Annotated in this window: 22 protein-coding genes; 15 read left to right on the top strand and 7 right to left on the bottom strand. The window is 62.4% G+C overall.

The annotated features are described in order from the left end of the window. Positions 1-355: 355 nt before the first annotated feature. The 8 genes from HX875_RS31005 (at position 356) to HX875_RS30970 (ending at position 8714) form a co-directional block, all read left to right on the top strand. A complete protein-coding gene (locus tag HX875_RS31005; RefSeq protein ID WP_177048661.1) occupies positions 356-1435 on the top strand; it encodes a serine hydrolase domain-containing protein in 1080 nt (359 codons plus the stop codon). Further along, a complete protein-coding gene (locus HX875_RS31000) occupies positions 1432-1746 on the top strand; it encodes an amidase (protein ID WP_177048659.1) in 315 nt (104 codons plus the stop codon). The genes HX875_RS31005 and HX875_RS31000 overlap by 4 nt, the downstream gene beginning before the upstream one ends. A 267-nt stretch (positions 1747-2013) precedes the next feature. Continuing rightward, the gene (locus HX875_RS30995) at positions 2014-3189 is read left to right on the top strand and encodes a M20 aminoacylase family protein (protein WP_177048657.1); all 1176 of its coding nucleotides are present in this window, start codon (positions 2014-2016) and stop codon (positions 3187-3189) included. Positions 3190-3245: 56 nt separating this feature from the next. Next, on the top strand, positions 3246-4556 hold the full coding sequence (locus HX875_RS30990; protein WP_177048655.1) for a citrate-proton symporter: 1311 nt from the start codon (positions 3246-3248) through the stop codon (positions 4554-4556). Beyond that, positions 4553-5995, top strand: a complete 1443-nt coding sequence (locus HX875_RS30985) for an amidase (RefSeq protein ID WP_177048653.1) — start codon at positions 4553-4555, stop codon at positions 5993-5995. The genes HX875_RS30990 and HX875_RS30985 overlap by 4 nt, the downstream gene beginning before the upstream one ends. 64 nt (positions 5996-6059) lie before the next feature. Continuing rightward, the gene (locus HX875_RS30980; RefSeq protein ID WP_177048651.1) at positions 6060-6866 is read left to right on the top strand and encodes a helix-turn-helix domain-containing protein; all 807 of its coding nucleotides are present in this window, start codon (positions 6060-6062) and stop codon (positions 6864-6866) included. A 107-nt stretch (positions 6867-6973) separates the two neighbouring features. Continuing rightward, positions 6974-7555, top strand: coding sequence for a YceI family protein (locus HX875_RS30975; protein ID WP_177048649.1), 582 nt, complete (start codon positions 6974-6976; stop codon positions 7553-7555). A gap of 1 nt (position 7556) precedes the next feature. Next, positions 7557-8714 (top strand): phospholipase D-like domain-containing protein, encoded by a 1158-nt coding sequence (locus HX875_RS30970; RefSeq protein WP_177048647.1) that lies wholly within the window; start codon positions 7557-7559, stop codon positions 8712-8714. Positions 8715-8876: 162 nt separating this feature from the next. Here HX875_RS30970 and bglX read toward each other — a convergent pair whose 3' ends face one another. Continuing rightward, the gene (gene bglX, locus HX875_RS30965) at positions 8877-11168 is read right to left on the bottom strand and encodes a beta-glucosidase BglX (RefSeq protein WP_177048645.1); all 2292 of its coding nucleotides are present in this window, start codon (positions 11166-11168) and stop codon (positions 8877-8879) included. A 214-nt stretch (positions 11169-11382) separates the two neighbouring features. Here bglX and HX875_RS30960 point away from each other — a divergent pair, with 214 nt between their 5' ends. Genes HX875_RS30960 through HX875_RS30945 form a run of 4 tightly spaced genes read left to right on the top strand, consistent with a single transcriptional unit; the run spans position 11383 to position 14624 of the window. Then, positions 11383-11991: a LemA family protein gene (locus HX875_RS30960; protein WP_088426967.1), complete on the top strand. Its 609-nt coding sequence runs from the start codon at positions 11383-11385 to the stop codon at positions 11989-11991. Continuing rightward, entirely contained in the window at positions 11991-12719 is a 729-nt protein-coding gene (locus HX875_RS30955; protein WP_177048643.1) for a TPM domain-containing protein, read from the top strand. Before HX875_RS30960 ends, HX875_RS30955 begins: the two co-directional genes overlap by 1 nt. 28 nt (positions 12720-12747) lie before the next feature. After that, complete coding sequence (locus HX875_RS30950) at positions 12748-13365, top strand: TPM domain-containing protein (protein ID WP_177048641.1); 618 nt, start codon at positions 12748-12750, stop codon at positions 13363-13365. A 41-nt stretch (positions 13366-13406) separates the two neighbouring features. After that, entirely contained in the window at positions 13407-14624 is a 1218-nt protein-coding gene (locus HX875_RS30945) for a class I SAM-dependent methyltransferase (protein ID WP_177048639.1), read from the top strand. A gap of 121 nt (positions 14625-14745) precedes the next feature. Here HX875_RS30945 and HX875_RS30940 read toward each other — a convergent pair whose 3' ends face one another. Next, positions 14746-15645: a DMT family transporter gene (locus HX875_RS30940; RefSeq protein ID WP_177048636.1), complete on the bottom strand. Its 900-nt coding sequence runs from the start codon at positions 15643-15645 to the stop codon at positions 14746-14748. 312 nt (positions 15646-15957) lie between these two features. On the opposite strand from HX875_RS30940, the gene HX875_RS30935 reads away from it, so the two are divergent. Then, entirely contained in the window at positions 15958-16539 is a 582-nt protein-coding gene (locus tag HX875_RS30935; RefSeq protein WP_010176642.1) for a DJ-1/PfpI family protein, read from the top strand. A gap of 16 nt (positions 16540-16555) precedes the next feature. Next, positions 16556-16873, top strand: coding sequence for a ribbon-helix-helix domain-containing protein (locus HX875_RS30930; RefSeq protein ID WP_177048634.1), 318 nt, complete (start codon positions 16556-16558; stop codon positions 16871-16873). A 123-nt stretch (positions 16874-16996) separates the two neighbouring features. Here HX875_RS30930 and HX875_RS30925 read toward each other — a convergent pair whose 3' ends face one another. The 5 genes from HX875_RS30925 to HX875_RS30905 all read right to left on the bottom strand — a co-directional run bounded on the left by HX875_RS30925 (position 16997) and on the right by HX875_RS30905 (position 23070). Then, entirely contained in the window at positions 16997-19555 is a 2559-nt protein-coding gene (locus tag HX875_RS30925) for a TonB-dependent receptor (protein WP_177048632.1), read from the bottom strand. Positions 19556-19683: 128 nt separating this feature from the next. Next, positions 19684-20652, bottom strand: a complete 969-nt coding sequence (locus HX875_RS30920) for a FecR family protein (RefSeq protein WP_177048630.1) — start codon at positions 20650-20652, stop codon at positions 19684-19686. Beyond that, on the bottom strand, positions 20649-21188 hold the full coding sequence (locus HX875_RS30915; protein ID WP_177048629.1) for an RNA polymerase sigma factor: 540 nt from the start codon (positions 21186-21188) through the stop codon (positions 20649-20651). The genes HX875_RS30920 and HX875_RS30915 overlap by 4 nt, the downstream gene beginning before the upstream one ends. Positions 21189-21372: 184 nt before the next feature. Next, complete coding sequence (locus HX875_RS30910; RefSeq protein WP_177048627.1) at positions 21373-22260, bottom strand: dihydrodipicolinate synthase family protein; 888 nt, start codon at positions 22258-22260, stop codon at positions 21373-21375. Between the two features lie 27 nt (positions 22261-22287). Beyond that, entirely contained in the window at positions 22288-23070 is a 783-nt protein-coding gene (locus HX875_RS30905) for an aldolase (protein WP_010176636.1), read from the bottom strand. Positions 23071-23174: 104 nt separating this feature from the next. Here HX875_RS30905 and HX875_RS30900 point away from each other — a divergent pair, with 104 nt between their 5' ends. After that, positions 23175-23717, top strand: a complete 543-nt coding sequence (locus HX875_RS30900; RefSeq protein WP_177048625.1) for a helix-turn-helix domain-containing protein — start codon at positions 23175-23177, stop codon at positions 23715-23717. Positions 23718-23898: the final 181 nt, after the last annotated feature.

The following is a 23898-nucleotide window of genomic DNA, read 5'->3' as shown; positions in this document are numbered from 1 at the left end:
CTTTTGATCTTGATCTTAGGCGCCCCGTTAAACCACGCTGGCCGAACGCAGGTAGTACGGAGCGGGTAAACCGGCAGGACGCCGGTTTAGCCGCGACGGGGCAGGGACGCCCCGTCGCGGCGGCCCGCTTCGTGCTACCGGAGCTGAGGGCACACCGAGCCTGAGCGAGGTGCCGAGTGGTGGGGCAAGAGCGTTTTGCTTACTTTTGCGCTGTTCAAAAGTGAGCCGCTGTAAGAGCGGAACCATAACCGGCCGTTACCTAAATAACGGATATGCACTCCCTCCAAGGCCCAGTAACAAAACCGTCATTTCCCTCCGCTAGCCTCGCGGGCTTGAATGCCCGAGTCCCAAGCCCATGTTCAAAGGCCTGCTCTACGCCGCGCTGCTGTTCACCCTGACGGCCCACGCCGAAACCTGGCCGTCCAAAGACTGGACCCAAGGCGAGCCACTCACCGGCCCGGCCGCCCAAGCCCTGGATGACTACGCCTTCCCACCCCGCGACGACTCCACCCGCAAAGGCATCCGCACCGACGCCTTGCTGGTCATCCGCGACGGCCAGATCATCTACGAACGCTATGCGACGCCCACCACCGCGAGCACCCCGCATCTGACCTGGTCCATCAGCAAAAGCCTGATGGCCACCGTGCTCGGCGTGGCCTTCGGCGAAAACCGCTTCAAACTCACCGACCCCGCCGCACGCTTTTACCCACCGATGAAGCAGCACCCAAGCGTGACCATGGCCGACCTCCTGCACTGGGCCTCGGGCCTCGACTGGCAGGAAGACTACGAATACGCCCCATTGAAATCCTCGGTGGTCGCCATGCTCTACACCCGCGGCCATCACGACATGGCCGAATTCGCCGCCGACACCGCCACCTTCAGCGCCCCCGGCCAGGCGTTCCGCTATTCCAGCGGTGACAGCAATATCTTGTCCGCCACCCTCAAAGGCATGCTCGGCCACAAGGCCTACGTCGACTACCCGTGGACCGCGCTGTTCCAACCCCTGGGCATTCGCAATGCCACCTGGGAAAGCGACGCCGAGGAAACCTTCGTCGCCTCCTCATACGCCTACCTCACCGCCCGCGACCTGGCGCGTGTCGGCCTGTTGATGCAGCGCGATGGTCGCTGGGGCGAGCAACAGTTGCTGCCCAAGGAGTGGATCGCCTTCAACCGCCAACCCTTCGACCACTACAAGGCCGGCCAGGACGAAGCCGTCCCAGGCGGCCAATGGTGGCTCAATCGCGAAGTACAGAGCGCCGCCAAACCCTGGCCCGACGCCCCCGCCGACACCTTCGCCGCCCTGGGCCACTGGGGCCAGGCGCTCTATGTGATGCCCGAAAAACAGCTGGTCATCGTGCGCTACGGCGACGATCGCGACGGCAGCTATCGCCACAATGAACTGCTCAAGCGCGTCCTCGCGGCGGTGCAACCATGATCCGCCGCCATCCCTTCATCAGCCTGCTGGTTTTGCTGCTGCTCGCGTTGCTCGGCTGGGTCTGGCATGAGCGGGTCAACCTGCAAGCCTTCCCCGATATCATCGCGGCCTACACCGCCAAGGAGTACTGCTCCTGCCGTTACGTGGAAGGCAACCCCGCCGACTATTGCGTGGGTTATGTGAAGCAATACGTGCCCACCAGTGCCTTCGCCGACAACCCGGAAAAACACTCGGTGACCGCCAGCGGCCTGGGCCGCACCCACAGTGCTCAATGGCTGGGCCAACGCGAGGGCTGCCGCCTCACACCCTGAGCCAACACACCAAACCTGTGGCGAGGGAGCTTGCTCCCGCTGGGGTGCGAAGCGCCCCCAAAACCGGCCAACGAGTATTGTCTGAGAGGCCCCGGCGCTCTTGTTGGGGCTGCTGCGCAACCCAGCGGGAGCAAGCTCCCTCGCCACAGGTGGGGCTGAGGTTCCACAGGGTGGAACCACCTTTGATTGTCCTCCCGCGCACATCGCGGTTATCTGGCGGTGTGCAACGAAAAAGAACGGGAACACCCGCCTGCGAGGAGAATCACCATGAGCCCACACCAGCACATCCTGGATTGGCTGAGCGATGTCGCCAGCGACCTGCACGCCGTGCGTCAGGACATTCACGCCCACCCCGAACTGGGCTTTGAAGAAAACCGCACCTCCGCCCTCGTGGCGCAATCCCTTCGAAGCTGGGGCTATGAAGTGCATACCGGCATCGGCCACACCGGCGTGGTCGGCGTGCTGCGCAATGGCAGCAGCTCGCGCAAGCTGGGCATCCGCGCCGACATGGACGCCTTGCCGATCATCGAAAACACCGGCGCCAGCTACAGCAGCCAACACGCTGGCTGCATGCACGCCTGCGGCCATGACGGTCACACCACCATGCTGCTGGGCGCCGCCCGTTACCTGGCCGCGACCCGGCAGTTCGACGGCACCCTGAACCTGATTTTCCAGCCTGCAGAAGAAGGCCAGGGTGGCGCCGAAGCCATGCTCGCCGACGGCCTGCTGGAGCGTTTTCCCTGCGATGCATTGTTCGGCATGCACAACATGCCGGGCTTGCCCGCCGGCCAGTTGGGCCTGCGGGTCGGGCCGATGATGGCCTCCCAGGACCTGATCACCGTGACCCTCGAAGGTGTCGGCGGCCATGGCTCCATGCCGCACCTGACGGTCGACCCGCTGGTGGCCGCCGCCAGTATGGTCATGGCCTTGCAGACCGTGGTGGCGCGCAATATCAATGCCCAGGAAGCCGCCGTAGTCACCGTCGGCGCCCTGCAAGCGGGCCAGGCGGCCAACGTAATTCCGCAACAGGCGGTGTTGCGCCTGAGCCTGCGGGCCTTGGACGCCAGCGTGCGTGAGCTGATGCTGGAGCGGGTCAAGGCGATCATCCTGACCCAGGCCGCGAGCTTCGGTTGCACTGCGCAGATCGAGCATCGCCCGGCGTATCCGGTGCTGGTCAACCATCCCGAAGAAACCGAATTCGCCCGCCAGGTCGGCATCGCCCTGCTCGGTGAAGAGGCCGTCGACGGCAACACCAACAAGCTGATGGGCAGCGAAGACTTCGCCTGGATGCTGCAACGCTGCCCCGGCAGTTACCTGTTTATCGGCAACGGCGTGTCGCGGCCGATGGTCCACAACCCCGCCTATGACTTCAACGACGACATCCTGTTGACCGGCGCCGCCTACTGGGGCGCGCTGGCCGAGAGCTGGCTCAAGCCCGCCTGACGACCTCCTTTTTCTGCCGCTGGACCCTTTCCCAACAGGTTGAATGGAGTGTTCCCATGCAGGCTACAAAACAAGGTGTATCGCGCACCCGCCAGGTGGTGGCGGCCGTGATCGGCAATGCGCTCGAATGGTATGACTTCATCGTCTACGGCTTTCTCGCCAGCATCATCGCCCGGCAGTTTTTCCCCTCGGAGGATGAATACGCCTCGCTGCTGATGGCCCTGGCGACCTTTGGCGTCGGTTTCTTCATGCGCCCGGTGGGCGGGATTCTGCTGGGCATGTATTCGGACCGCAAAGGTCGCAAGGCCGCGATGCAGTTGATCATCCGGCTGATGACCATTTCCATCGCGCTGATCGCGTTTGCTCCCAGCTACGCCGCCATCGGCATGGGCGCGCCGATGCTGATTGTGGTTGCGCGCATGCTCCAGGGCTTTGCCACTGGCGGCGAATACGCCAGTGCCACGGCGTTCCTGGTGGAAAGCGCGCCGGCCCATCGCAAGGGCCTGTACGGTTCCTGGCAGTTGGTGGGGCAGTGCCTGGCGGTGTTTGGCGGCGCGGCGATGGTGGCGTTGGTGACGCACTTCTTCGAGCCGCAAACCCTTGAAGTGTGGGGCTGGCGCCTGCCGTTCATCTTTGGCTTGCTGATTGGCCCGGTGGGCTTGTGGATTCGTCGGCACATGGAAGATCCCGAGGAGTTTATCGAGGCGCGCGAACAGGCCAAAGGTGCGGCGCCGAGCTTGATGCAGGTCATCCGCGATCACCGCCGCAGCATCCTGGTATCGATGGGCCTGGCCTGCGGCGCGACGGTGTCGTTCTACGTGGTGCTGGTGAACATGCCGACCTTCGCCCACAAGAATCTCGGCCTGCCGCTGGACCAGGTGTTGATGGTGCAGATGTTTGCCGTGGCGCTGATGACCGTGGTGATTCCGCTGTCCGGCCTGCTGTCGGATCGGTTGGGCCGACGCCCGGTATTGATGGCGTTTACCTTGGCGTTTTTCGTGATGGTGTACCCGTTGTATGTGTGGGTCGCGACGGCACCGTCCATCGAGCGTTTGTTGGTGATGCAGGTGATGCTGTGCACGGCCATCGGCGGCTTTTTCGGCCCGGCGCCGACGGCCCTGGCCGAGCAGTTTCCTATCGAAGTACGCTCCACCGGGGTGTCGGTGGCCTACAACGTGGCGGTGATGGTGTTCGGCGGTTTTGCGCCGCTGATCGTCACCTGGCTCAGCAAGGTGCTGGGCACACCGGTGGCCCCGGCGTTTTATGTGCTGTTCGCTTGCGTCCTGACGCTGCTGGGCACTTACTGCATGCATGAGGCGCCACGGGCGAAACGACCGGCGCCGTTTTCCAGCGAGGTGAAACCTTGAGTATTGTTGAACTGGATGCCATCGAACTGTCTCGGGCGATCCATGCGCGGCAGGTGTCCTGCCATGAAGTGATGCAGGCGTACCTGGCCCAGGTCGAGCGCTTCAACCCGGCGGTGAATGCGCTGGTCTCGCTGCGCTCCGAGGAAGACGTGCTGGCCGAAGCGGTGCAGTGCGACCGGGAACTGGACCAGGGCCGATCCCGTGGCTGGATGCACGGCATGCCCCAGGCGATCAAGGACCTGGCGGCCACCAAGGGGTTGCGCACCACCCTCGGTTCGCCGCTGTTCGCCGAGCATGTTCCTCAAGAAGATGCGATCAGCGTGGCGCGGGTTCGGGCCAGCGGCGCGATCATCATCGGCAAGAGCAACGTGCCGGAATTCGGCCTCGGTTCGCAGACCTACAACAGCGTGTTCGGCACCACCGGCAACGCCTACGACCCACGCCTGGTGGCCGGTGGCAGCAGCGGCGGGGCGGCCGTCGCGTTGGCCCTGCGCATGCTGCCGGTGGCCGATGGCAGCGACATGATGGGGTCGCTGCGTAACCCGGCGGCGTTCAATAACGTGTTTGGCCTGCGCCCGTCCCTGGGCCGCGTGCCCTATGGGTCAGCGCCGGACCTGTTCGTGCAGCAGTTGGGTACTGAAGGCCCGATGGGCCGCAGCGTGGCGGATGTGGCGCGGCTGCTGAGTGTGCAAGCCGGCTACGACGCTCGGGTGCCGCTGTCGCTCAACGCGGACCCGGCGGTGTTCGGCGAGCCGTTGCAGCGCGATTTCAAGGGTGCGCGCCTGGGCTGGCTGGGGGATTACAACGGGTACCTGCCGATGGAAGACGGCGTGATGAGCCTGTGTGAATCGGCCCTCAAGGACTTTGCGGCGCTGGGCTGCGAGGTGGAAAACTGCCAGCCGGAATTCTCCCTGGAACGTCTGTGGCAGACCTGGCTGACGCACCGCCATTGGCTGATCCAGGGCTCCCTCGGCGCAGCCTACGCAGACCCGCAAAAACGCGCGCTGCTCAAGCCCGAAGCGCAATGGGAAGTGCAGGGCGGTTTGCAACTGAGCGCGGCGGACGTCTACCAGGCCTCGGTCAACCGCAGTGACTGGTACCGCGCCCTCGGCAAACTGTTCGAACGTTACGATTTCCTGCTGCTGCCCACCGCCCAAGTGTTCCCTTTCGATGCACAACAGCCCTGGCCACGCATCGTCGCAGGGCGCGAGATGGACACCTATCACCGCTGGATGGAGGTGGTGATCGGTCCCACACTGGCCGGCCTGCCGAGCATGAATGTGCCGGTGGGTTTCAACCCCCAGGGCTTGCCCATGGGCCTGCAAATCATCGGCCCGGCCCAGGCGGACAGGGCGGTGTTGCAACTGGCTTATGCCCACGAACAACTGACCCGCTGGGTGCAACGACGACCGCCCAGTTGCCTTACCCCGACCGGCTGAGCCGCTACGGGCCTGTATCTTGCTGTGAAATCAGATCATCCATTGGCCTCAAGGAGATCGACACATGGGCAGCGACGCCGAGACGGGAACCGTACGCTCAGTGGGGCGGGCACTGGCGATCATCGAATTGCTCGGCGAGCACCAGGCGCTGGGGCTCGAAGAGTTGCATTACCTGACCCACCTGCCCAAGGCCACCGTCTCGCGGATGCTGCTGACCTTGCAGGAGCAGGGCTGGATCTATCGCGGCCTGAGCGACCGGCGTTACCGCCTGCGAGCCCGGCGCCTGTTCGGCGACACCCAGCAACGCTTCAAGCGCCAACTGGTGGAAAGTGCTGCGCCCTGGTTGCTCGACCTCAGCGAGCGCACCGGCCTGGTGGTGGACCTGTCGAGCTTCGACGGTGAACGCCTGGAGGTGATGGAAAGCGCGATTCCCACGGTGCTGCGCAAGCTCTACCCGAACAACTGCCAGATCGTCGGCCAGCACGCCAGCCTGTTTCACTCGGCCATGGGCAAGGCGTGCCTGTCGCAATTGTCGGCCGATGAAGTGCAGCGCCTGGCCGGCCGTGAGCGGGTGGCCGAAGACGAGCAATACCGGGCGTGTGAACAGTCCCAGCACCAGGGGTTTGGCCAGCGCACCGAAGGTTATTGGGAATACCCGGTGCGCCTGCCGTTCCTGATTCGCGCCGTGGCGTTGCCGGTGCGGGCCAACGGGCGGTTGGTAGGCAGCATGGCGCTGCATTGGCCGATGGATCAGGCGCCGGTGGAGCGGGTGTTGAGCCTGCACCTGGCCAGCCTGGAGTCGACCATTCGCGATGTACAGCAAGCTGTGGGAGCTGGCTTGCCTGCGATTGCATCGCCTCGAAACAACTGACAGACCGAGGTGCCTGTATCGCAGGCAAGCCAGCTCCTACATTGGATTTGCGCCGCTCGTTACATTGCGCTTAAGGTTCGTTCAGGTTTTTTGCCCCACGAGTCGTTATGTCCCTGTTCAAACCCATGGCCTTCCTGCTGCTGGCCGCTGCTGCCGTGCCTGCCCACGCCGATTGGTACCTGGACAACGAGTCCTCACGCCTGTCGTTCGTCACCACCAAAAACACCGACATCGCCGAAGTGCAGCGCTTTTTGGTGCTGCACGGCAAGGTCGACAGCAAGGGTGCGGCGCAGCTGGAAGTCGAGCTGGAGTCGATCAACAGCGGCATCCCATTGCGCGACGAACGCATGCGCAACGACCTGTTCGAGATCAAGACCTTCCCCGACGCCGTGATCAACGCCCAGATCAACCTGCAACCGATCAACGACCTGGCCCCCGGCGCGCAGTACGAGCTGCGCCTGCCGCTGTCGGTGACGCTGCACGGCAAGACCCAAACCTACAGCGCCGAGCTGCTGGCCACGCGCCTGGATGACCGGCGCTTTCAAGTGGTGACCCTGGAGCCGTTGGTAGTACATGCCGAGGATTTCGATTTGCTGCCGGGCGTGGCCGCGTTGCGCAAGGCTGCCGGCCTGTCGCAGATCAGCCTGTCGGTGCCGGTGGGTGCGGTACTGATTTTCACGGCGCGCTGAGATGAGCGGCGCAGTGTTCCCGTGGCGCAGCGCCAACCGTTTCGAGCTGATGATCGACGGTCCGAGTTTCTTTCCGCGCATGCTCGAAGCGATCAATCAGGCCGAGCAACAGGTTGCCCTGGAGCTGTATCTGGTGGAGGCGGGCGCCTGTGCCGAAGCGATGGTTCAGGCCCTGGTGGCCGCCGCCGAGCGTGGCGTGCGGGTGCGTTGCCTGTTCGATGACTACGGCAGCCTGGCGTTTACCCTGGGCTTGCGCCGGCGGTTGATCGAGGCCGGGGTGGACCTGCGTTTCTACAACCGCCTGAGCTGGCGCCGCTGGATGCGCAACCTCTACCGCGATCACCGCAAGCTGTTGCTGATCGACCAGACCATCGCCGTGGTCGGCGGCACCGGCGTGACGGATGAATTCTGGACCCCCGGAAAAGACAGCGCCGACTGGCACGAAGTGATGGTGCAGATTCGCGGCCCGCTGGTGCTGGATTGGCAGGCGTTGTTCGACCGCCAATGGCTGGCCAACGACGATCGCCGGGCCTGGAAACCCGCCATGCATTTTGGCCTGCCACGTTTGCCCAAGGTGCCGGCCACCGGGCCGGGCTTGGGCCGTGTGGCGTATGCCGATGCCCGTCAGCATCGGGACATCCTGCAATCGCTGATCCGCGCACTCAATAGCGGCCACCAGCGTATCTGGCTGGCCACGCCGTATTTCCTGCCGACCTGGAGCGTACGACGCGCCCTGCGCCGGGCGGCGGGGCGGGGCGTGGATGTGCGCTTGCTGCTGACCGGGCCGCGCACTGATCACCCATCGGTGCGGTATGCCGGGCACCGTTACTACCCGCGTTTGCTCAAATCCGGGGTGCAGATTTTTGAATACCAGCCGTGCTTCCTGCACCTGAAGATGGTGCTGGTGGATGATTGGGTGAGCATTGGTTCGTGCAACTTCGATCACTGGAATCTGCGCTTCAACCTGGAGGCGAATCTGGAAGCGTTGGACCCGGAACTGACGTTGGCGGTGGCGGGGAGTTTCGAGCGGGATTTTGCCCTGAGCCAGGCGGTGAGCCTGGAGGCGTGGCGGTCGCGGCCTTTGTGGCGGAGGGTGAAGCAACGGGTGTGGGGGTGGATTGATCGGTTGGTGGTTAACCTGCTGGATCGCCGCGGCTAGCCAGGACGCTGAGATCAAATGTGGGAGCTGGCTTGTGTGGGAGCTGGCTTGCCTGCGATGCAGACACCTCGGTACTTCAGATGCACCGAGGTGATGCAATCGCGGGCAAGCCCGGCTCCCACACAAGCCAGCTCCCACACTGACTGCGTTTACAGCTTTAGATCAAAGCAATTCGAAGCTCTGCTGCTTCACATCCTGCGAATCCAGCCCGATCTGCACATTGAACTCACCCGGCTCAGCCGCAAACTTCAGCTGGGTGTTGTAGAACTTCAAGTCTTCCTCGGTGATGGTGAAGTGCACGGCGCGCTCTTCGCCCGCCTTGAGCATGATCTTCTGGAAGTTCTTCAATTCCTTCACCGGGCGGATCATCGAGCCGGCCACGTCCTGGATGTACAGCTGCACCACGGTTTCGCCATCGACCTTGCCGGTGTTTTTCACCACCACGGTGGCGTCGAGCTTGCCGGTCTTGTTCAGGGTGGTGGACGACAGCGCCATGTCCGACAGGCTGAAGCTGGTGTAGCTCAAGCCATAACCAAACGGAAACAACGGCCCTGTGGTGTCATCGAAGTACTGCGAGGTGTAGTTGCCCGGCTTGCCCGGGGTGAATGGCCGGCCAATGCTCAGGTGGTTGTAGTAGGTCGGAATCTGCCCCACCGAACGCGGGAAGGTGATGGGCAGCTTGCCCGACGGGTTGTAGTCGCCGAACAAAACGTCAGCGATTGCATTGCCGCCTTCGGTCCCGGCGAACCAGGTTTCCAGGATTGCGTCAGCCTGTTCGTTCTCGTCCACAATCGACAGCGGACGGCCATTCATCAACACCAGCACCAGCGGTTTGCCGGTGGCTTTCAAGGCCTTGATCAGGTCGCGCTGGCTTTGCGGGATGTTCAGGTCGGTGCGGCTCGACGACTCGTGGGACATGCCGCGGGACTCGCCCACGGCAGCCACGACTACGTCAGCGTCCTTGGCGGCTTTCACTGCTTCGTCGATCATCACCTGTGACGAGCGCGGGTCATCCACCACTTCCGGGGCATCGAAGTTCAGGAAGTTGAGGTAGTCGACGACTTTTTTGTCATTGGTGATGTTGGCGCCACGGGCGTAGATCACTTTGCCCTTCTCGCCGATCACGGCATTCATGCCGTCCAGCAGGGTCACCGATTGCGCGGGTTTGCCGGCAGCTGCCCAACTGCCCATCATGTCGATCGGCGCCTTGGCCAGCGGGCCGACCAGGGCGATGGTCGCGGTCTTTTTCAGTGGCAGGGTGTTGTTCTGGTTTTTCAGCAACACTTGGCTGCGGCGCGCCACATCGCGCGCGTCGGCACGGTGCAGGCGGCTTTCGGCGTAGGTGTCGGCCGGGTCATCCTCGGCCTTGCCGATGCGCAGGTACGGGTCGGCGAACAGGCCCATGTCGTACTTGGCGCCGAGCACTTCGCGCACGGCGTTGTCGATGTCGCTCTGTTCGATCTCGCCGGATTTCAGCAGGCCGGGCAATTCCTTGCCGTAGAGCGAGTCGTTCATGCTCATGTCGATGCCGGCCTTGATCGCCAGCTTGGCGGCTTCGCGCCCGTCCTTGGCCACGCCGTGCTTGATCAGCTCGAAGATCGCGCCGTGGTCGCTGACCGCCAGGCCCTTGAAGCCCCAGTCCTTGCGCAGCAGGTCGTTCATCAGCCAGGTGTTGGCCGTGGCGGGCACGCCGTTGATCGAGTTCAGCGCAACCATCACGCCGCCGGCACCGGCCTTGATCGCGGCGTGGTAGGGCGGCAGGTAGTCCTGGTACATCTTGACCGGGCTCATGTCGACCACGTTGTAGTCGCGACCGCCTTCCACCGCGCCATACAGGGCGAAGTGCTTGACGCTGGCCATGATGCTGTCGGCCTTGGCGGGGCTGCTGCCCTGGAAGGCCTTGACCATCACTTCGGCAATGCGCGAGGTCAGGTAGGTGTCTTCGCCAAACCCTTCGGAGGTACGGCCCCAGCGCGGGTCGCGGGAGATGTCGACCATCGGCGCAAAGGTGATGTCGAGGCTGTCGGCGGCGGCTTCCTGGGCAGCGATGCGCCCGGAGCGGCCAATGGCGTCCATGTCCCAGCTGGAGGCCAGGGCCAGGCTGATGGGGAAAATCGTACGGTGGCCGTGGATCACGTCATAGGCGAAGAACATCGGGATCTTCAACCGGCTGCGCATGGCTGCGTCCTGCATCGGACGGTTTTCCGGGCGGGTGATCGAGTTGAAGGTACCGCCGATGCGACCGGCGGCGATTTCCTTGCGGATCAGCTCGCGGGGCATTTCGGGGCCGATGCTGATCAGGCGCAACTGGCCGATCTTTTCATCGAGGGTCATCTGTTTCAGCAGATCGCTGACGAAGGCGTCCTTGTCCTTGAGCACTGCGGGCTTTGTTTCGGCTAATACGGAATGAGTGGCCAAACTGACAACAAGGCCCAGCAAACACAGCTTCTTCATGAAAATCCTTTCTCGCAGCCTTGGGACCGGAGAGCGTCTATTGTTGTTCGGGTGTTGTTCAGATAAATGCAGCACACTTCTGAACTCTTATTGGCGCTGGGCATCTTTTAGCTGATTGGCCCGATGCAATCCAGTGGGTGGTGGCGGATTATGCCCTAAGCCCGTGGCTAACGTGTCAGTCGGCAAATTTCATAGGTTTGGCAGGAGAAACACCATGCAAGCAGCACAAGGTTACCGTTGGGGCTGGAAGGCCGTGGCATTGATACTGGTGAGCACCGTGCTGAGCGGTTGCGGCATCAACAAGATCCCGACCCTGGACGAACAGGCAAAGGCCGCCTGGGCCCAGGTGCAGAACCAGTACCAGCGGCGCGCCGACCTGATCCCCAACCTGGTGGAAGTGGTGAAGGGTTACGCGGCCCATGAACAGGACACCCTCACCGCGGTGATCGAAGCGCGGGCCAAGGCCACCTCGATCCAGGTGGACGCCAGCACCCTCGACAATCCGGAAAAACTCAAGCAGTTCCAGCAGGCCCAGGACGGCTTGAGCGGTGCACTCAGCCGCTTGATGGTGGTGTCCGAGCGCTACCCGGACCTGAAGGCCAACCAGAACTTCCTGGCCCTGCAATCGCAACTTGAAGGCACCGAAAACCGTATCGCCGTGGCCCGCCGCGACTTTATCCAGGCGGTGCAGGCCTACAACACCGAGATCCGTACCTTCCCTGGCCGCCTGTGGCACAGCGTGATGTACAGCGACTTGCCGATCCGCGCCAACTTCGAGGCCACCAGTGCCGATGCCGATAAAGCGCCGCAAGTGAAATTCTGATGGGCAAGCGCGCTTGGCTGCTGGCGGCGCTGCTGCTGGCCTTCAGCCTGACTGCCCAGGCCGCCCTGAATTTCCCGGCCCTGACCGGGAGGGTGGTCGACAACGCCCAGATGATCGACCCGGCCGTACGCGCACAGCTGACCCAGCAATTGCAGGCGCTGGAGCAGACCAGCGGCGACCAGATCGTGGTGGTCACCGTGCCCGACCTGCAAGGCGTGCCCATTGAAGACTTCGGTTATCAACTGGGCCGCGCGTGGGGCATCGGCCAGAAGGGCAAGGACAACGGCGCGCTGCTGATCGTCGCCCGGGACGAGCGCAAGATCCGTATCGAAGTGGGTTATGGCCTGGAAGGCGTACTCACGGACGCGCAGTCCTGGGTGATCATCAACCAGGTGATCACCCCGGCGTTCAAGGCGGGCAACTACAGCAAGGGCATCAGCGACGGCGTGGCGGCGATGCTACAGGTGGTAGGCGGCGATCCGCTGGCGGTGCCGGCGCATGTGTCCGAGGCCAACTTCGCCACGCAAAACCCGGGCATCTCCTTTGGTCTGTTTATCCTGCTGCTGGCGGTGTTGTGGCTGTGCAATCGCATGGGCCTGCCCGTTGGCGCTATCCTGCTGGCGATTCTCAGCAGCAGCGGCCGAGGCGGCGGGGGAGGCGGCGGTGGCGGTGGCTTCAGGGGCGGCGGCGGTGGGTTTGGCGGCGGTGGCGCCTCGGGCGGCTGGTAATGACAATAACTAGAGAGCATCAACAACCATGGCATTACTGAGTCAACACGAGCAACGCCAGGTCGCCGAGGCGATCGCCCGGGTCGAGCAACAGACCGACGCCGAACTGGTGACCGTGCTCGCGGCCCGTGCCGACGACTACGCCTACATCCCGCTGCTGTGGGCCAGCCTGTTGGCGCTGGTGGTGCCGGGGATCATTCACTATTTGTCGGGCTGGCTGACCATGTACACCTTGCTGCTGGCGCAGTGGGGCACGTTTGTCGTGCTGTGCCTGGTGTTCCGGTTGCCCAAGGTCACCACGCGGCTGATCCCGCGCTCGGTGCGGCATTGGCGTGCGTCCAACCTGGCGCGGCGGCAGTTCCTGGAGCAGCACCTGCACCACACGCTGGGCAGTACCGGGGTGCTGATTTTTGTCAGCGAGGCGGAGCGGTATGTGGAAATCCTGGTGGACAAGGGCATTTCCACGCGCCTGGATGACAGCAGCTGGGACGCGATCGTCAAGGACTTCACCCGCCAGGTGAAACAAGGCCAGACGTTGGCCGGGTTTATCAGTTGCATCGAAGCCTGTGGGGAGTTGCTCAAGGAGCATGTGCCGGTGACCCATGCGCGCAATGAGTTACCGAATCGGTTGGTGGTGTTGGAGTAGTGTAAAATTCCCGGCATTCCCTGCCCGAGGCGTTTTTGTTCATGTCTGCCACCGCTAAACCTGCCAGCCCCGCGCCGGATCATCACGCGCAGTTCCTCGAACTGCTCGGCGCGAGCCTTGAGCAAAACGCCTTTATCAAGCTGGTGCTGGCCAAGTACGTCGGCACCGAGCCCGACCTGCAGAAGCTGATCATCAAGCAACTGACGGTCAAGGATCAGCCTTGCCTGTCCTTCGTCTACCGCTACAAGACCCGCGACATCACCAAGAATTTCTCCCTGGCTGACGGCGTGGCGGCGATTGCCGAGCTGTTGCCGGCGTCGTTCAAGAACGCGCACCTGCTCTCGGTGACCGACGAAGCCCAGCTGGAATACAGCAAGAAGAACAAAAGCTCACTGTTCAAAAGCAAGCCGCAACAACTGCGCGAAGCGCCGTCTGCCGAGCACAACCGCGAGAAGAATCGCTTCCTGGACCTCACCCGGCCATTTCTTGCTGACCTTGGCGTGACCAACGCCAAGCATGAGCTGATCCCGGCGATGTCGCGCAAGTGGAAGCAGATCAACAAGTTCATCGAAGTGTTCAGCCATGCGCTGACCACGTCACCGCTGAAGCTGGACCAGCCGGTGCGGGTCGCGGACTTTGGTTCGGGCAAGGGCTACCTGACGTTTGCCATCCACGATTACCTGCGCAACACCCTCAATGCCGAGGGTGAAGTCACCGGCGTGGAATTGCGCGAAGACATGGTGACCCTGTGCAACAACGCCGCCGCCCGTCTGGAACACCCGGGGCTGGTATTCAAGTGCGGTGATGTGCGCAGCGTCGCGCCCAGCGAACTGGACGTGATGATCGCCCTGCATGCCTGCGACATCGCCACCGACTACGCGATTCACACCGGCATTCGCTCCGGGGCGTCGATCATCATGTGCTCGCCGTGCTGCCATAAGCAGATTCGTTTGCAGATCCAGAGCCCGGCGCTGCTCAAGCCGATGCTGCAATACGGCCTGCACCTGGGCCAGCAGGCGGAAATGGTGACCGACAGCCTGCGGGCGTTGTTTCTTGAAGCGTGCGGTTATGAGACCAAGGTGTTTGAGTTCATCTCGTTGGAACATACCAACAAGAACAAGATGATCCTTGCCGTGAAACGCGCCGAATCGGTGGATAACGTCCAACTTCTGGAGAAAATCCAGGAGCTCAAGGCGTTCTACAACATCACTGAACATTGCCTCGAAACCCTACTTCGAGCGGACGGTTACCTGGCCTGAGAACGACGCAAATCAAAAATGTGAAAGCCAGCCTGTGGGAGCCGGGCTTGCCCGCGATGGCATCACTTCGGTTTGCCTGATACACCGAGGTGCCCGCATCGCAGGCAAGCCAGCTCCCACATTAGACCGTGCTGGCCTTGGCCGCTGGCGCAGGCTTCACGCTGGTCTTGCGCCCCAGCATCACCGTCACAATCACCCCGCAGGCAAACAGCCAGGTAATCGGCTCGATGTGCTCACCAAAAAACAGCGCCGAAAACGCGATGGTGAAAAAGATCTGCAACAGCTGAATCTGGCTGACCCGGGCGATGCCGCCCATGGCCAGCCCCGCGTACCACGCGAAGAACCCCAGGAACTGCGAAAACAGCGACACATAGCCGAACGCCCACCAGGTGTGCATGGAAATCGGCCCTTGGTGTTGCAGCGCCAGGTACGCCACCGGCCCGATCAATACCGGTGTCGACAGCACCAGCGCCCAGCAGATCACCTGCCAGCCGCCCATCTCCTTGGCCAATCGGCCGCCTTCGGCATAACCCAGGCCACCCACCGCAATCGCCCCGAGCATCAACAGGTCGCCCGCCTGGATACTGCCGGCCCCGGTGATCAACGCATAACTCAGCACCAACGCACTGCCCAACGCCGCGCAGGCCCAGAAGGCTTTCGACGGCCGCTCATGGGACAGCCACGCCGCATACAGCGCCACGCACAGCGGCTGCAACCCGTTGACCAGGGCGCCATGGGACGCCGGCAAGGTTTGCATGGCCCAGGCCGAGAGCACCGGGAAGCCCAGGATTACCCCGGCAATCACCAGCGTCAGCCCGCGCACCTGGCGCCAGGTGGGCCAGCGCTCACGGCGCCACAGCAACAACGCCGCCGCCGGCACCGCCGCAAACAACGCCCGGCCCAGGCCATTGAGCAGCGGGTGGATTTCCTGCACCACGATACGGGTGAAGGGCAGGGTAAGGCTGAAGATGACGACGCCCAGCAGGCCGAGGGCCATGCCGGTATTTTCGCGGGAGCTCATGGAAGGAACCAGAATCGAGTGGGCCGGAAGTGGACGTTCATCTAGCCACAAAGCCCCGCAAACACGGGCTTACAGCTAGGTGCAGATTGAGCCGTACAGTTTTGGGTTCATGTGGGAGCTGTCGAGCCTTGGCGAGGCTGCGATGGGATCAACGCAGTTTACCTGTCAGGCCGAGGTGTCTGCATCGCGGGCAAGCCCGGCTCCCACACAAGCCGGGGTGCCGATGTAGTAGCGGGCCATTACCCGGATCAAGCCTGCGGGTCTATCTTGGCTACTCTTGTCTGCCCAACCGTTCAACCGGAGGAATGTCCCATGGCTGCGAAAAAAATCCTGATGCTGGTCGGCGATTACGTCGAAGACTATGAAGTGATGGTGCCGTTCCAGGCGCTGTTGATGGTGGGGCATACCGTGCACGCCGTGTGTCCGGACAAGACCGCCGGCCAGACCGTGCGCACGGCGATCCACGACTTCGAAGGCGACCAGACCTACAGCGAAAAACCCGGGCACCTGTTTGCCCTGAATGCCGACTTCGCCAAGGTCGACGCCGCCGACTACGACGCGCTGCTGGTGCCCGGCGGTCGTGCGCCCGAGTACCTGCGCCTGAACGAAAAAGTCCTGCAACTGGTCAAGGCGTTCGACCAGGCTGGCAAGCCCATCGCTGCGGTGTGCCACGGCGCGCAACTGCTGGCGGCCGCGGGCATCCTGGAAGGCCGTGAGTGCAGCGCCTATCCTGCGTGCGGGCCGGAAGTGCGATTGGCGGGTGGCACGTTCATCGATATCCCGGTGACCGACAGCCACGTTCAAGGCAATCTGGTAACTGCTCCGGCATGGCCGGCGCACCCAAGCTGGCTGGCGGGTTTCCTTGGCCTGCTGGGTACCAGAATCACTCTGTAAAACGGAGGTCATCGCCATGTGCGAGCTGTACGTCAAGGCCGACCCGATTCTCTACGAATCCCGTTCGCGCTCCCTGCGCATCTGCGGCGTGGTCACCACCGTGCGCCTGGAAAACCAGTTCTGGGACATCCTCAGCGAAATCGCCGAGGTGGATGGCATGACCACCAATCAACTGATCGCCAAGTTGTATGAAGAGGTGATGGACTACCGCGGCGAGGTGGTGAATTTCGCTTCGTTTTTGCGGGTGAGTTGCACGCGGTATTTGAGCAAGCAGCGGGTTCACGCCCCGGGTTTGAGTCTTGTAAACCCGAAGGCTGGTGCTCAGTTGATCTAGTGTGGGAGCCGGGCTTGCCCGCGATGGCATCGCTGCGGTTTAACTGAGAGACCGAGTCGCCCGCATCGCAGGCAAGCCAGCTCCCACACTGATCGGGTTTTCAAGCCGAATGCTGGTGAAGGGTCAGAAGAACCGCGTCACGCTGATTTTGGCATCGCGGCCCTTGGTATAGGCGCGGTCGCCGCTCAGGGCCGGGCGGAAGTTGTTGTTGAACAGGTTGTCGACGGTGAAGTTGACCTCGGTGCCCTTCAGATAAGCCTGTTGCGGCTTCCAGCTGGCGAACAGGCCCTGGGTGTTGTAGCGCTTGTTGCCGTACTGATCGTAGAACAGGTCGCCGATGCTGGTGCCCGGGCCGCCGGAGTACTTGTCGCTCGGCAAGCGGCTGGTGGCGCCGACGAACTGCCCTTGCCAGCCCACCTGCATATCCAGACTCGGGATCTTGGTGCCGAGCACCACCACCCATTTGGTCGGCGGAATATCCCGCGCCCAGACGTCCGGGCCCCACGGGTTGGTGTAGGCGCCTTCATGTTTGCCGGTTGTGTAGGCGAACGACACCGAGCCGAACACGTAGGTGGAGTCATAGAAACTCTCGGCCTCGAAACCCTTGATCGTCATGCCGCCGATGTTGCGGTAGTTGGACATCGCTCCCGGCGGGCAGGCGCTGGAAATCGTCCCGCCGTTGACCGCCTGGTTCTGGCAGCCCACGCCGGTAGCCTTGAAGATTTCGTCCTCGACCTTGTTATGGAACAGCGTGGTGCGCAGTTGCAGGTTGTCACCGTGGGTGAACACGTCGGCGAAGCTGGTGACGTTGCCCAGGGTGATCGAAGTGATGCGCTCCGGGTCCAGGTCGAGGCTGGTGGCGGTGCGGCTGCCCAGGCCCTGGACTTCATACTGCTCGTCGATCACCGGGGCGCGCCAGGTGCGGCTCCAGTTGGCGAACATCGCCACGTTCGGGGTGATGGTCCAGTACGCCGCCAGGCGCGGCGACCAGCCGGTGTAGGTACGGTCGCTGTAGTCGTGGCCGATGGCCGGGTCCGGGTTGCTGTAGTACGGCGCGTCGTTGGCTTCGCCACGGTTGCGCACATGGTCATAGCGCATCGACGGGGTGATGGTGACATCGCCCAGCGTCACCGCGTCCTGGATAAAGAAGCTGTTGGTGTCGACCTTGCCGTGGGGCATGAAGCCCGGCTGGAAGTGCCCGTAGTTGTATTTCGGGGTGTTGTAGGTGGCGCCGGGCATCCACATTTCGGTTTCCCGGGTGTGTTTGCGGATCTGTACCCCGGTGGTCACCGCGTGTTGCAACGGGCCGGTGGAAAACAGGCTGACGTTGCGTACGTCGAGGTTCTTGTCGTTGTAGGAGGTGTCCATCTTGCGCCCGCCAGTGGCCAACTGGAAAAACGCCGTGGCATCACGTTCGTCGGTCTGGTCGGTATTGGACTCGGAATACTTGATGGTCAAGTCCACCAGCGGGTTGTCCATCGGCTGGTATTCGTACTTGCTGGTCCAGGTGGTGTCGACAGTATTGCGGTTGGCCAGGAAGCGCTTCAGCGCGGCTTCGTAGCCATAGCGGTCGATGTTGGCCTGGGTCGGCGGCGTGGGGTAGCTGGCGGCAGAGAAGGGCGTCCAGCGCTGGCTGTTGGAGCGCGAATACGACAGGCCCAGGCTGTGCTCATCGGTGAAGTGGGCATTCACTTTGAACAGCTTGCCGTCCACATTCTGTGCGCTGTTGGGCAGGCGCTTGGGGTTGATCGGGTACTGGTTGTTATCGTTGGGCAGGGTGGCAGCCAGTTTCATATCGCCGCCGTCGCGCTGGGTCAGGTAGGCCAGGGCATCGAAGCGTCCGTCATCGGTGCGCCCGTACACCGCACTGCTGTAGACCTGTTCATGGTCGTTGCTGGAGTAACCGTACTTGAGCATGGCGCCACTGTTGCGCCCGTCCTTGAGCAGGTCCGGGGCATCCTTGGTGGTCATGTTGACCGTACCGCCAAAACCGCCATTGCCGCTGAAGGGCGAGTTGGGGCCTTTCTCCACCTCGATGCTCTTGATCAGTTCGGGCTCGATAAACACCGTGCCTTGCTGGTAACGCTCAAAGCCGCTCTTGGTGGCGCCGTCGACGGTCAGCGGCACGTCTTCGGCGTCGCCGAAACCGCGGATGTTGATGGTCTGGCCGCCGGGCTTCAGCGAACCGCCCTGGCTGATGCCGGGCAAGGTTTGCAGCAGGCTGGGGATGTTATTGGACTGGTAGCGGTCGATGTCGGCCTGGCTCAGGGTGGAGCGACCGACGGTGGTGGAGTCGACCTCGTTGCCGGTGCCGATCACACTCAGGGCTTCCAGCTGGATCGCGCCGCTGTTGGTGGTCTTGCCTTCTTCGGGCCGTACCACGTAGGTGCTGCCGACCTTGAGCAACACGAACTCGCCGTCCTTGAGCAGGGTGCGAATCGCCACTTCCGGTGTGAAGTCGCCATTGATGGCCGGCGCCTGGACATTTTTCAGCAGTGTTTCATCGAACAGCAGCTGGATTTTCGCCTGCTGCGCCACCTGGCTCAGGGACGTGGCCAGGGACTGGGCCGGCAGTTGCAGTTTGAACGACTCGGCCTGGGCACTCAGGCTGAAGGCCAGGCAGGCGGCAATGGCGGTGGGTCGAAGAAACAGGTGCTGAACGTGGCAAGGCGCGCGAAACATGAAATCCCCCGGAGTAGCCAAATGGCCAAAAAGGTGTGCGTATCAAACGCAGACCCGAGGAAGACGTGGCAGGAAAAATAATCCTCACATGCGAATGCAAAATATTCTCAAACAGGAATTTCGCGGGGTTACTTGCGGGGTTCAATCCTGATATTGCCGTCGGCCAGGGCCACGGTTTTTACCGGCAGCAAGGCGGGTAGGGCGTTGAGCAGGGCGTCGGGGTCGTTCACGTCCAGGTTGCCCGAGACCTTCAATTGCGCCACCGCGCTGTCCACCAGCAAGGGCGCCTGGGGCCGGTACAGGCTCAATTCATCCATCAGGCTGGCCAGCTCGCGATTACGAAACGATACGTGGCCGCCGCGCCAATCGGCGACCTCTTCGGCGGTGAGGGTTTGCTGCTGCACGGTGCCCTTGGCATAGCTGAACGTGGCGCGCTGCCGGGCGCCGAGCATCGCGACTGGTACCTTGGCATCGGCCTCGAATGCTACCTGGCCGTGGGCCACACTGACCACCAGTTGCTGCTTGCTGCGCCGCACATCGAAGCCGGTGCCGACCACCCGCACATTGGCCTCGCCGGCCTGCACGAACAGTGGCCGCTCCTTGTCGGCGGCCACCTCGATGTACAACTGGCCCTGGTCCAGATGCACGAGGCGCTGGTGACTGTTGAAGTCCACCCGCAGGCGCGTGTTGGCGTTGACGTACAAGGTGCTGCCGTCGGGCAAGTGCAAGGTGCGCATGCCTTTGGCATGGGCCGCGACCTGAGTGTGGAACAACTCGCGCGGGGCGCCGAGATTGCTCGCCAGCAGGGCGCACACCAACGCGGCAGCCACCGCCAGGGCCGGGCGCCACACAGGTATTTTGCGTACGGGCAGCGGTGTGGGTTTGTTCAGTTGCTGCAACTGGGCCAGGTCGGCCCACAGTTGTTCGAATTCGGCGTAGGCACGGGCATGGGCCGGCTCGGACTGCCAGGCGGCAAACGCCTTGCGGTCGGCGCGGCCGGCGTCATTGCGGTTGCGTGCAAACCAGCTGGCGGCCTGGGCATCGATCGAGTCACTGGCCTCGATGTCACAGGTATCGATGTCCCTCAGGCGGTTCATTCTGGCTGCTCCTTGCCGTGTTCTTGTTGAAGTCGCTGCTTGCAATGCAGCAGGGCAAAGGCGATGTGCTTTTCCACCATGCTGACCGAAACTCCCATGCGCTCGGCGATCTGGGCCTGGCTCAGGCCTTCGAAGCGGTGCAGCATAAGGGCTTCTCGCCTTCTGGGCGAGAGTTCAGCGAGGACTTCTTTCAACTGTTCGAGGCGTTGCAGGCGTTGCGCGGCGGCCATGGGATCGTCTCGCGGGTCGCTGACCAACGAGGCATCCAGTTCGGCCTGTTGCTGGTGGACGGTGTGCCGCACCTTTTGTTTGCGCCAATGATCACGCAGCAGATTGCGCGCCATCTGGAACAGGAACGCCCGTGGCTGCTCGACCTTGGCCTGGTCGCGGTAGTCCAGCCATTGGGTGAAGACATCCTGGGTCATGTCTGCCGCGTCGCTGGCGTTGTCCGTGCGTTTGCGCAGGAAATGCAGGATATCTGCATAAAACCCGCGAAAGGCATCGGCCGACAGCGGGTCGGGCTTGGGGCGAGACATGGATATCCTTCTTGGCGAAGCACGACGTAGAAAAGTCGCGAATGATATCGAGAATTATTGTCATTTGTCTCTATCGAAATACACGTATCAGTGTGGGAGCTGGCTTGCCTGCGATGCAGGCACCTCGGTTTGTCAGGAATACCGAGGTGATGCCATCGCAGGCAAGCCAGCTCCTACAGGGGGGTTACCGCAATGTGGTCAGTAGCTCTTGAAGCTGAGCACGGCCAGTCTCACCCAACGGGAACACCGGCAACCGTGGATCTCCCGATTCCAGCCCGGTCAACCGCAAACCGGCCTTGATCGTCGCCGGCAAGCCGCCTTTGAGGATGAACTCCAGCAACGGTAACTGGTGATAAAACAGCTCCCGCGCTTTCGTCAGATCATTGCTCAGCACCGCTTCATACAAATCCAGATTGAGCTGCGCAATCAGGTTCGGCGCCGCCGTGCACCAACCCTTCGCCCCCGCCGCGAACGCTTCCAGCGCCAGCGGATTGCAGCCGTTGTAGAACGGCAGCTGGCCCTCGCTGCGCCGATGCAGCTGGTGCATGCGCTGAATATCCCCGGTGCTTTCCTTGACCATCGTCACGTTATCGACGCTGTCGACGATGCGCAGGATCAAGTCCACCGACATGTCGGTACCGCTGGTGGCCGGGTTGTTGTAGAGCATGATCGGCACGCCGATGCTGTCGCCGATGGCCGCATAGTGGGCGAGGATTTCCGCCTCGCTGAGCTTCCAGTACGAGGCCGGCAATACCATCACCACGTCTGCACCGTGGCCTTCGGCAAACCGCGCCCGGCGCACGGCCTTGGCGGTGGTCAGGTCGGAGACGCTGACGATGGTCGGTACGCGCTTGCCCACCTTCTGGAGGCTGTAGGCGGCGACTTCATCCCACTCCGCATCACTGAGATAGGCGCCTTCGCCGGTACTGCCCAATGGCGCGATGGCGTGTACGCCGCTGTCGATCAAGCGGTCGATGGAATAGCCGAGGGCGTCCAGGTCAATGCGCAGGCCGTCGGCGCTGAACGGGGTGATGGTGTAGCCGATGATGCCGTGAATAGAAGGGCTGGACATGGAAAAGTCTCCGGTCGAAAAAGGGGTTCAGTTCAGGCAATCGGCGTGCTGGCGCAGGTTCTGCCGAGCGTAGTAGTTGAACGCGGCGCCGTGGCGTTTGGGCTTGGAGATCCAGTCATGGGCTTCGCGGCCCAACTCCGGCAGGATCGGCTTGATGGTGCCGGCGGCCATTGCCAGCAACTGCAACTTCGCCGCGCGTTCGATCAACTGCGCGATCACACAGGCTTCCTCGATGCTTGCCCCGGTGGACAATTGGCCGTGGTGGGAAAGCAGGATGGCACGCTTGTCCCCCAGGGCAGCAGTGATGATTTCGCCTTCTTCGTTGCCCACCGGCACGCCGGGCCAGGCTTCCAGGAAGGCGCAGTCTTCGTACAGGGGGCAGAGGTCCATGTGGGACACCTGCAGCGGCACTTCCAGCATCGACAGTGCGGCGATGTGGGTCGGATGGGTATGAATGATGCAGTTCACATCCGGGCGACCACGGTACACCCAGCTGTGAAAACGGTTGGCCGGGTTGGGCATGCCGTGGCCTTCCAACACTTCCAGGTCTTCGTTGACCAGCAGCAGGTTGCTGGCGGTGATTTCATCGAAACCCAGGCCCAGTTGCTGGGTGTAATAAGTGCCAGGCGTGGGGCCGCGTGCGGTGATCTGCCCGGCGAGGCCGGAGTCGTGGCCGTTTTCGAACAGAATCCGGCAGGTGAGCGCCAGCTTTTGCCGGTCGGTCCACGTATTATCCGCCAGGGTGCTTTGCATCTGGGTCAGTGCTTGCTTGACCAGTTGGTCTTTCGGGAGTGCTAATGTCTTGGCCATATCAGTGTCCTTGTTGGTCGCAAATGACACTAAAGAGACTATATGACACAAAGTGTCATTGGCAAGTATTCATCATCGCCTCTTTAATGGATTAACCGCTGCGCATGTCTATCCGTTTGAAAATATTGAGAAAAAAACTTGGCGTGACTTTAGAGTCCCTGGCGGAAAAATCCGGGATGACCAAGAGTTACCTGTCGAAAGTCGAGCGCGGGCTGAATACGCCGTCGATTGCGGCCGCGCTGAAACTGGCCAAGGCGTTGAACGTGAAGGTTGAAGAGCTGTTCAGCGAGGACAACGTCAGTCTGGACAGCTACAGCCTGGTGCGCAGCCACGAGCGTCAGGCGTTGTCGGGCACCGATGGGTCACCGGGTTATGCGGTGCTGGCCCATCAGGTCAGTGAGCGCAGTTTGTTGCCGTTCATTATTTATCCGCCGGCGGAGTTCACCGACAAGACCTTCAAGGAGCATCTGGGGGAGGAGTTTTTGTTTGTGCATGAAGGCCAGGTGGAGGTGGATTTCATGAGTGAGCGGGTGGTGTTGAATCGCGGGGATGCGTTGCATTTCAATGCGCAGAAACCGCATCGGATTCGGTCGGTGGGGGAGGTTCAGGCGCAGTTGCTGGTGGTGGTGCATAGCACTGACGAGTGACTGTGGGGTTGCGGCTTGTCGGGGGCATATCCGTTATTTAGGTAACGGCCGGTTATGGTTCCGCTCTTACAGCGGCTCACTTTTGAACAGCGCAAAAGTAAGCAAAACGCTCTTGCCCCACCACTCGGCACCTCGCTAGGGCTCGGTGTGCCCGAACGCAGGCAGCACGAAGCGGGCCGCC

The sequence above is a fragment of the Pseudomonas yamanorum genome, from assembly GCF_013386765.1.
In the GTDB taxonomy this organism is placed as follows: Bacteria; Pseudomonadota; Gammaproteobacteria; order Pseudomonadales; family Pseudomonadaceae; genus Aquipseudomonas; species Aquipseudomonas yamanorum_A.
Note: the sequence above shows the minus strand (reverse complement) of the source record. Positions and strands in the feature narration are given on the sequence as shown.

What these genes read in the sequence shown, in the direction of transcription:
- HX875_RS31005 (WP_177048661.1), top strand. Translation starts at nt 356, where the DNA reads ATGTTCAAAGGCCTGCTCTACGCCGCGCTGCTGTTCACCCTGACGGCC.
- HX875_RS31000 (WP_177048659.1), top strand. Translation starts at nt 1,432, where the DNA reads ATGATCCGCCGCCATCCCTTCATCAGCCTGCTGGTTTTGCTGCTGCTC.
- HX875_RS30995 (WP_177048657.1), top strand. Translation starts at nt 2,014, where the DNA reads ATGAGCCCACACCAGCACATCCTGGATTGGCTGAGCGATGTCGCCAGC.
- HX875_RS30990 (WP_177048655.1), top strand. Translation starts at nt 3,246, where the DNA reads ATGCAGGCTACAAAACAAGGTGTATCGCGCACCCGCCAGGTGGTGGCG.
- HX875_RS30980 (WP_177048651.1), top strand. Translation starts at nt 6,060, where the DNA reads ATGGGCAGCGACGCCGAGACGGGAACCGTACGCTCAGTGGGGCGGGCA.
- HX875_RS30975 (WP_177048649.1), top strand. Translation starts at nt 6,974, where the DNA reads ATGTCCCTGTTCAAACCCATGGCCTTCCTGCTGCTGGCCGCTGCTGCC.
- HX875_RS30970 (WP_177048647.1), top strand. Translation starts at nt 7,557, where the DNA reads ATGAGCGGCGCAGTGTTCCCGTGGCGCAGCGCCAACCGTTTCGAGCTG.
- bglX (WP_177048645.1), bottom strand. Translation starts at nt 11,168, where the DNA reads ATGAAGAAGCTGTGTTTGCTGGGCCTTGTTGTCAGTTTGGCCACTCAT.
- HX875_RS30960 (WP_088426967.1), top strand. Translation starts at nt 11,383, where the DNA reads ATGCAAGCAGCACAAGGTTACCGTTGGGGCTGGAAGGCCGTGGCATTG.
- HX875_RS30955 (WP_177048643.1), top strand. Translation starts at nt 11,991, where the DNA reads ATGGGCAAGCGCGCTTGGCTGCTGGCGGCGCTGCTGCTGGCCTTCAGC.
- HX875_RS30950 (WP_177048641.1), top strand. Translation starts at nt 12,748, where the DNA reads ATGGCATTACTGAGTCAACACGAGCAACGCCAGGTCGCCGAGGCGATC.
- HX875_RS30945 (WP_177048639.1), top strand. Translation starts at nt 13,407, where the DNA reads ATGTCTGCCACCGCTAAACCTGCCAGCCCCGCGCCGGATCATCACGCG.
- HX875_RS30940 (WP_177048636.1), bottom strand. Translation starts at nt 15,645, where the DNA reads ATGAGCTCCCGCGAAAATACCGGCATGGCCCTCGGCCTGCTGGGCGTC.
- HX875_RS30935 (WP_010176642.1), top strand. Translation starts at nt 15,958, where the DNA reads ATGGCTGCGAAAAAAATCCTGATGCTGGTCGGCGATTACGTCGAAGAC.
- HX875_RS30930 (WP_177048634.1), top strand. Translation starts at nt 16,556, where the DNA reads ATGTGCGAGCTGTACGTCAAGGCCGACCCGATTCTCTACGAATCCCGT.
- HX875_RS30925 (WP_177048632.1), bottom strand. Translation starts at nt 19,555, where the DNA reads ATGTTTCGCGCGCCTTGCCACGTTCAGCACCTGTTTCTTCGACCCACC.
- HX875_RS30920 (WP_177048630.1), bottom strand. Translation starts at nt 20,652, where the DNA reads ATGAACCGCCTGAGGGACATCGATACCTGTGACATCGAGGCCAGTGAC.
- HX875_RS30915 (WP_177048629.1), bottom strand. Translation starts at nt 21,188, where the DNA reads ATGTCTCGCCCCAAGCCCGACCCGCTGTCGGCCGATGCCTTTCGCGGG.
- HX875_RS30910 (WP_177048627.1), bottom strand. Translation starts at nt 22,260, where the DNA reads ATGTCCAGCCCTTCTATTCACGGCATCATCGGCTACACCATCACCCCG.
- HX875_RS30905 (WP_010176636.1), bottom strand. Translation starts at nt 23,070, where the DNA reads ATGGCCAAGACATTAGCACTCCCGAAAGACCAACTGGTCAAGCAAGCA.
- HX875_RS30900 (WP_177048625.1), top strand. Translation starts at nt 23,175, where the DNA reads ATGTCTATCCGTTTGAAAATATTGAGAAAAAAACTTGGCGTGACTTTA.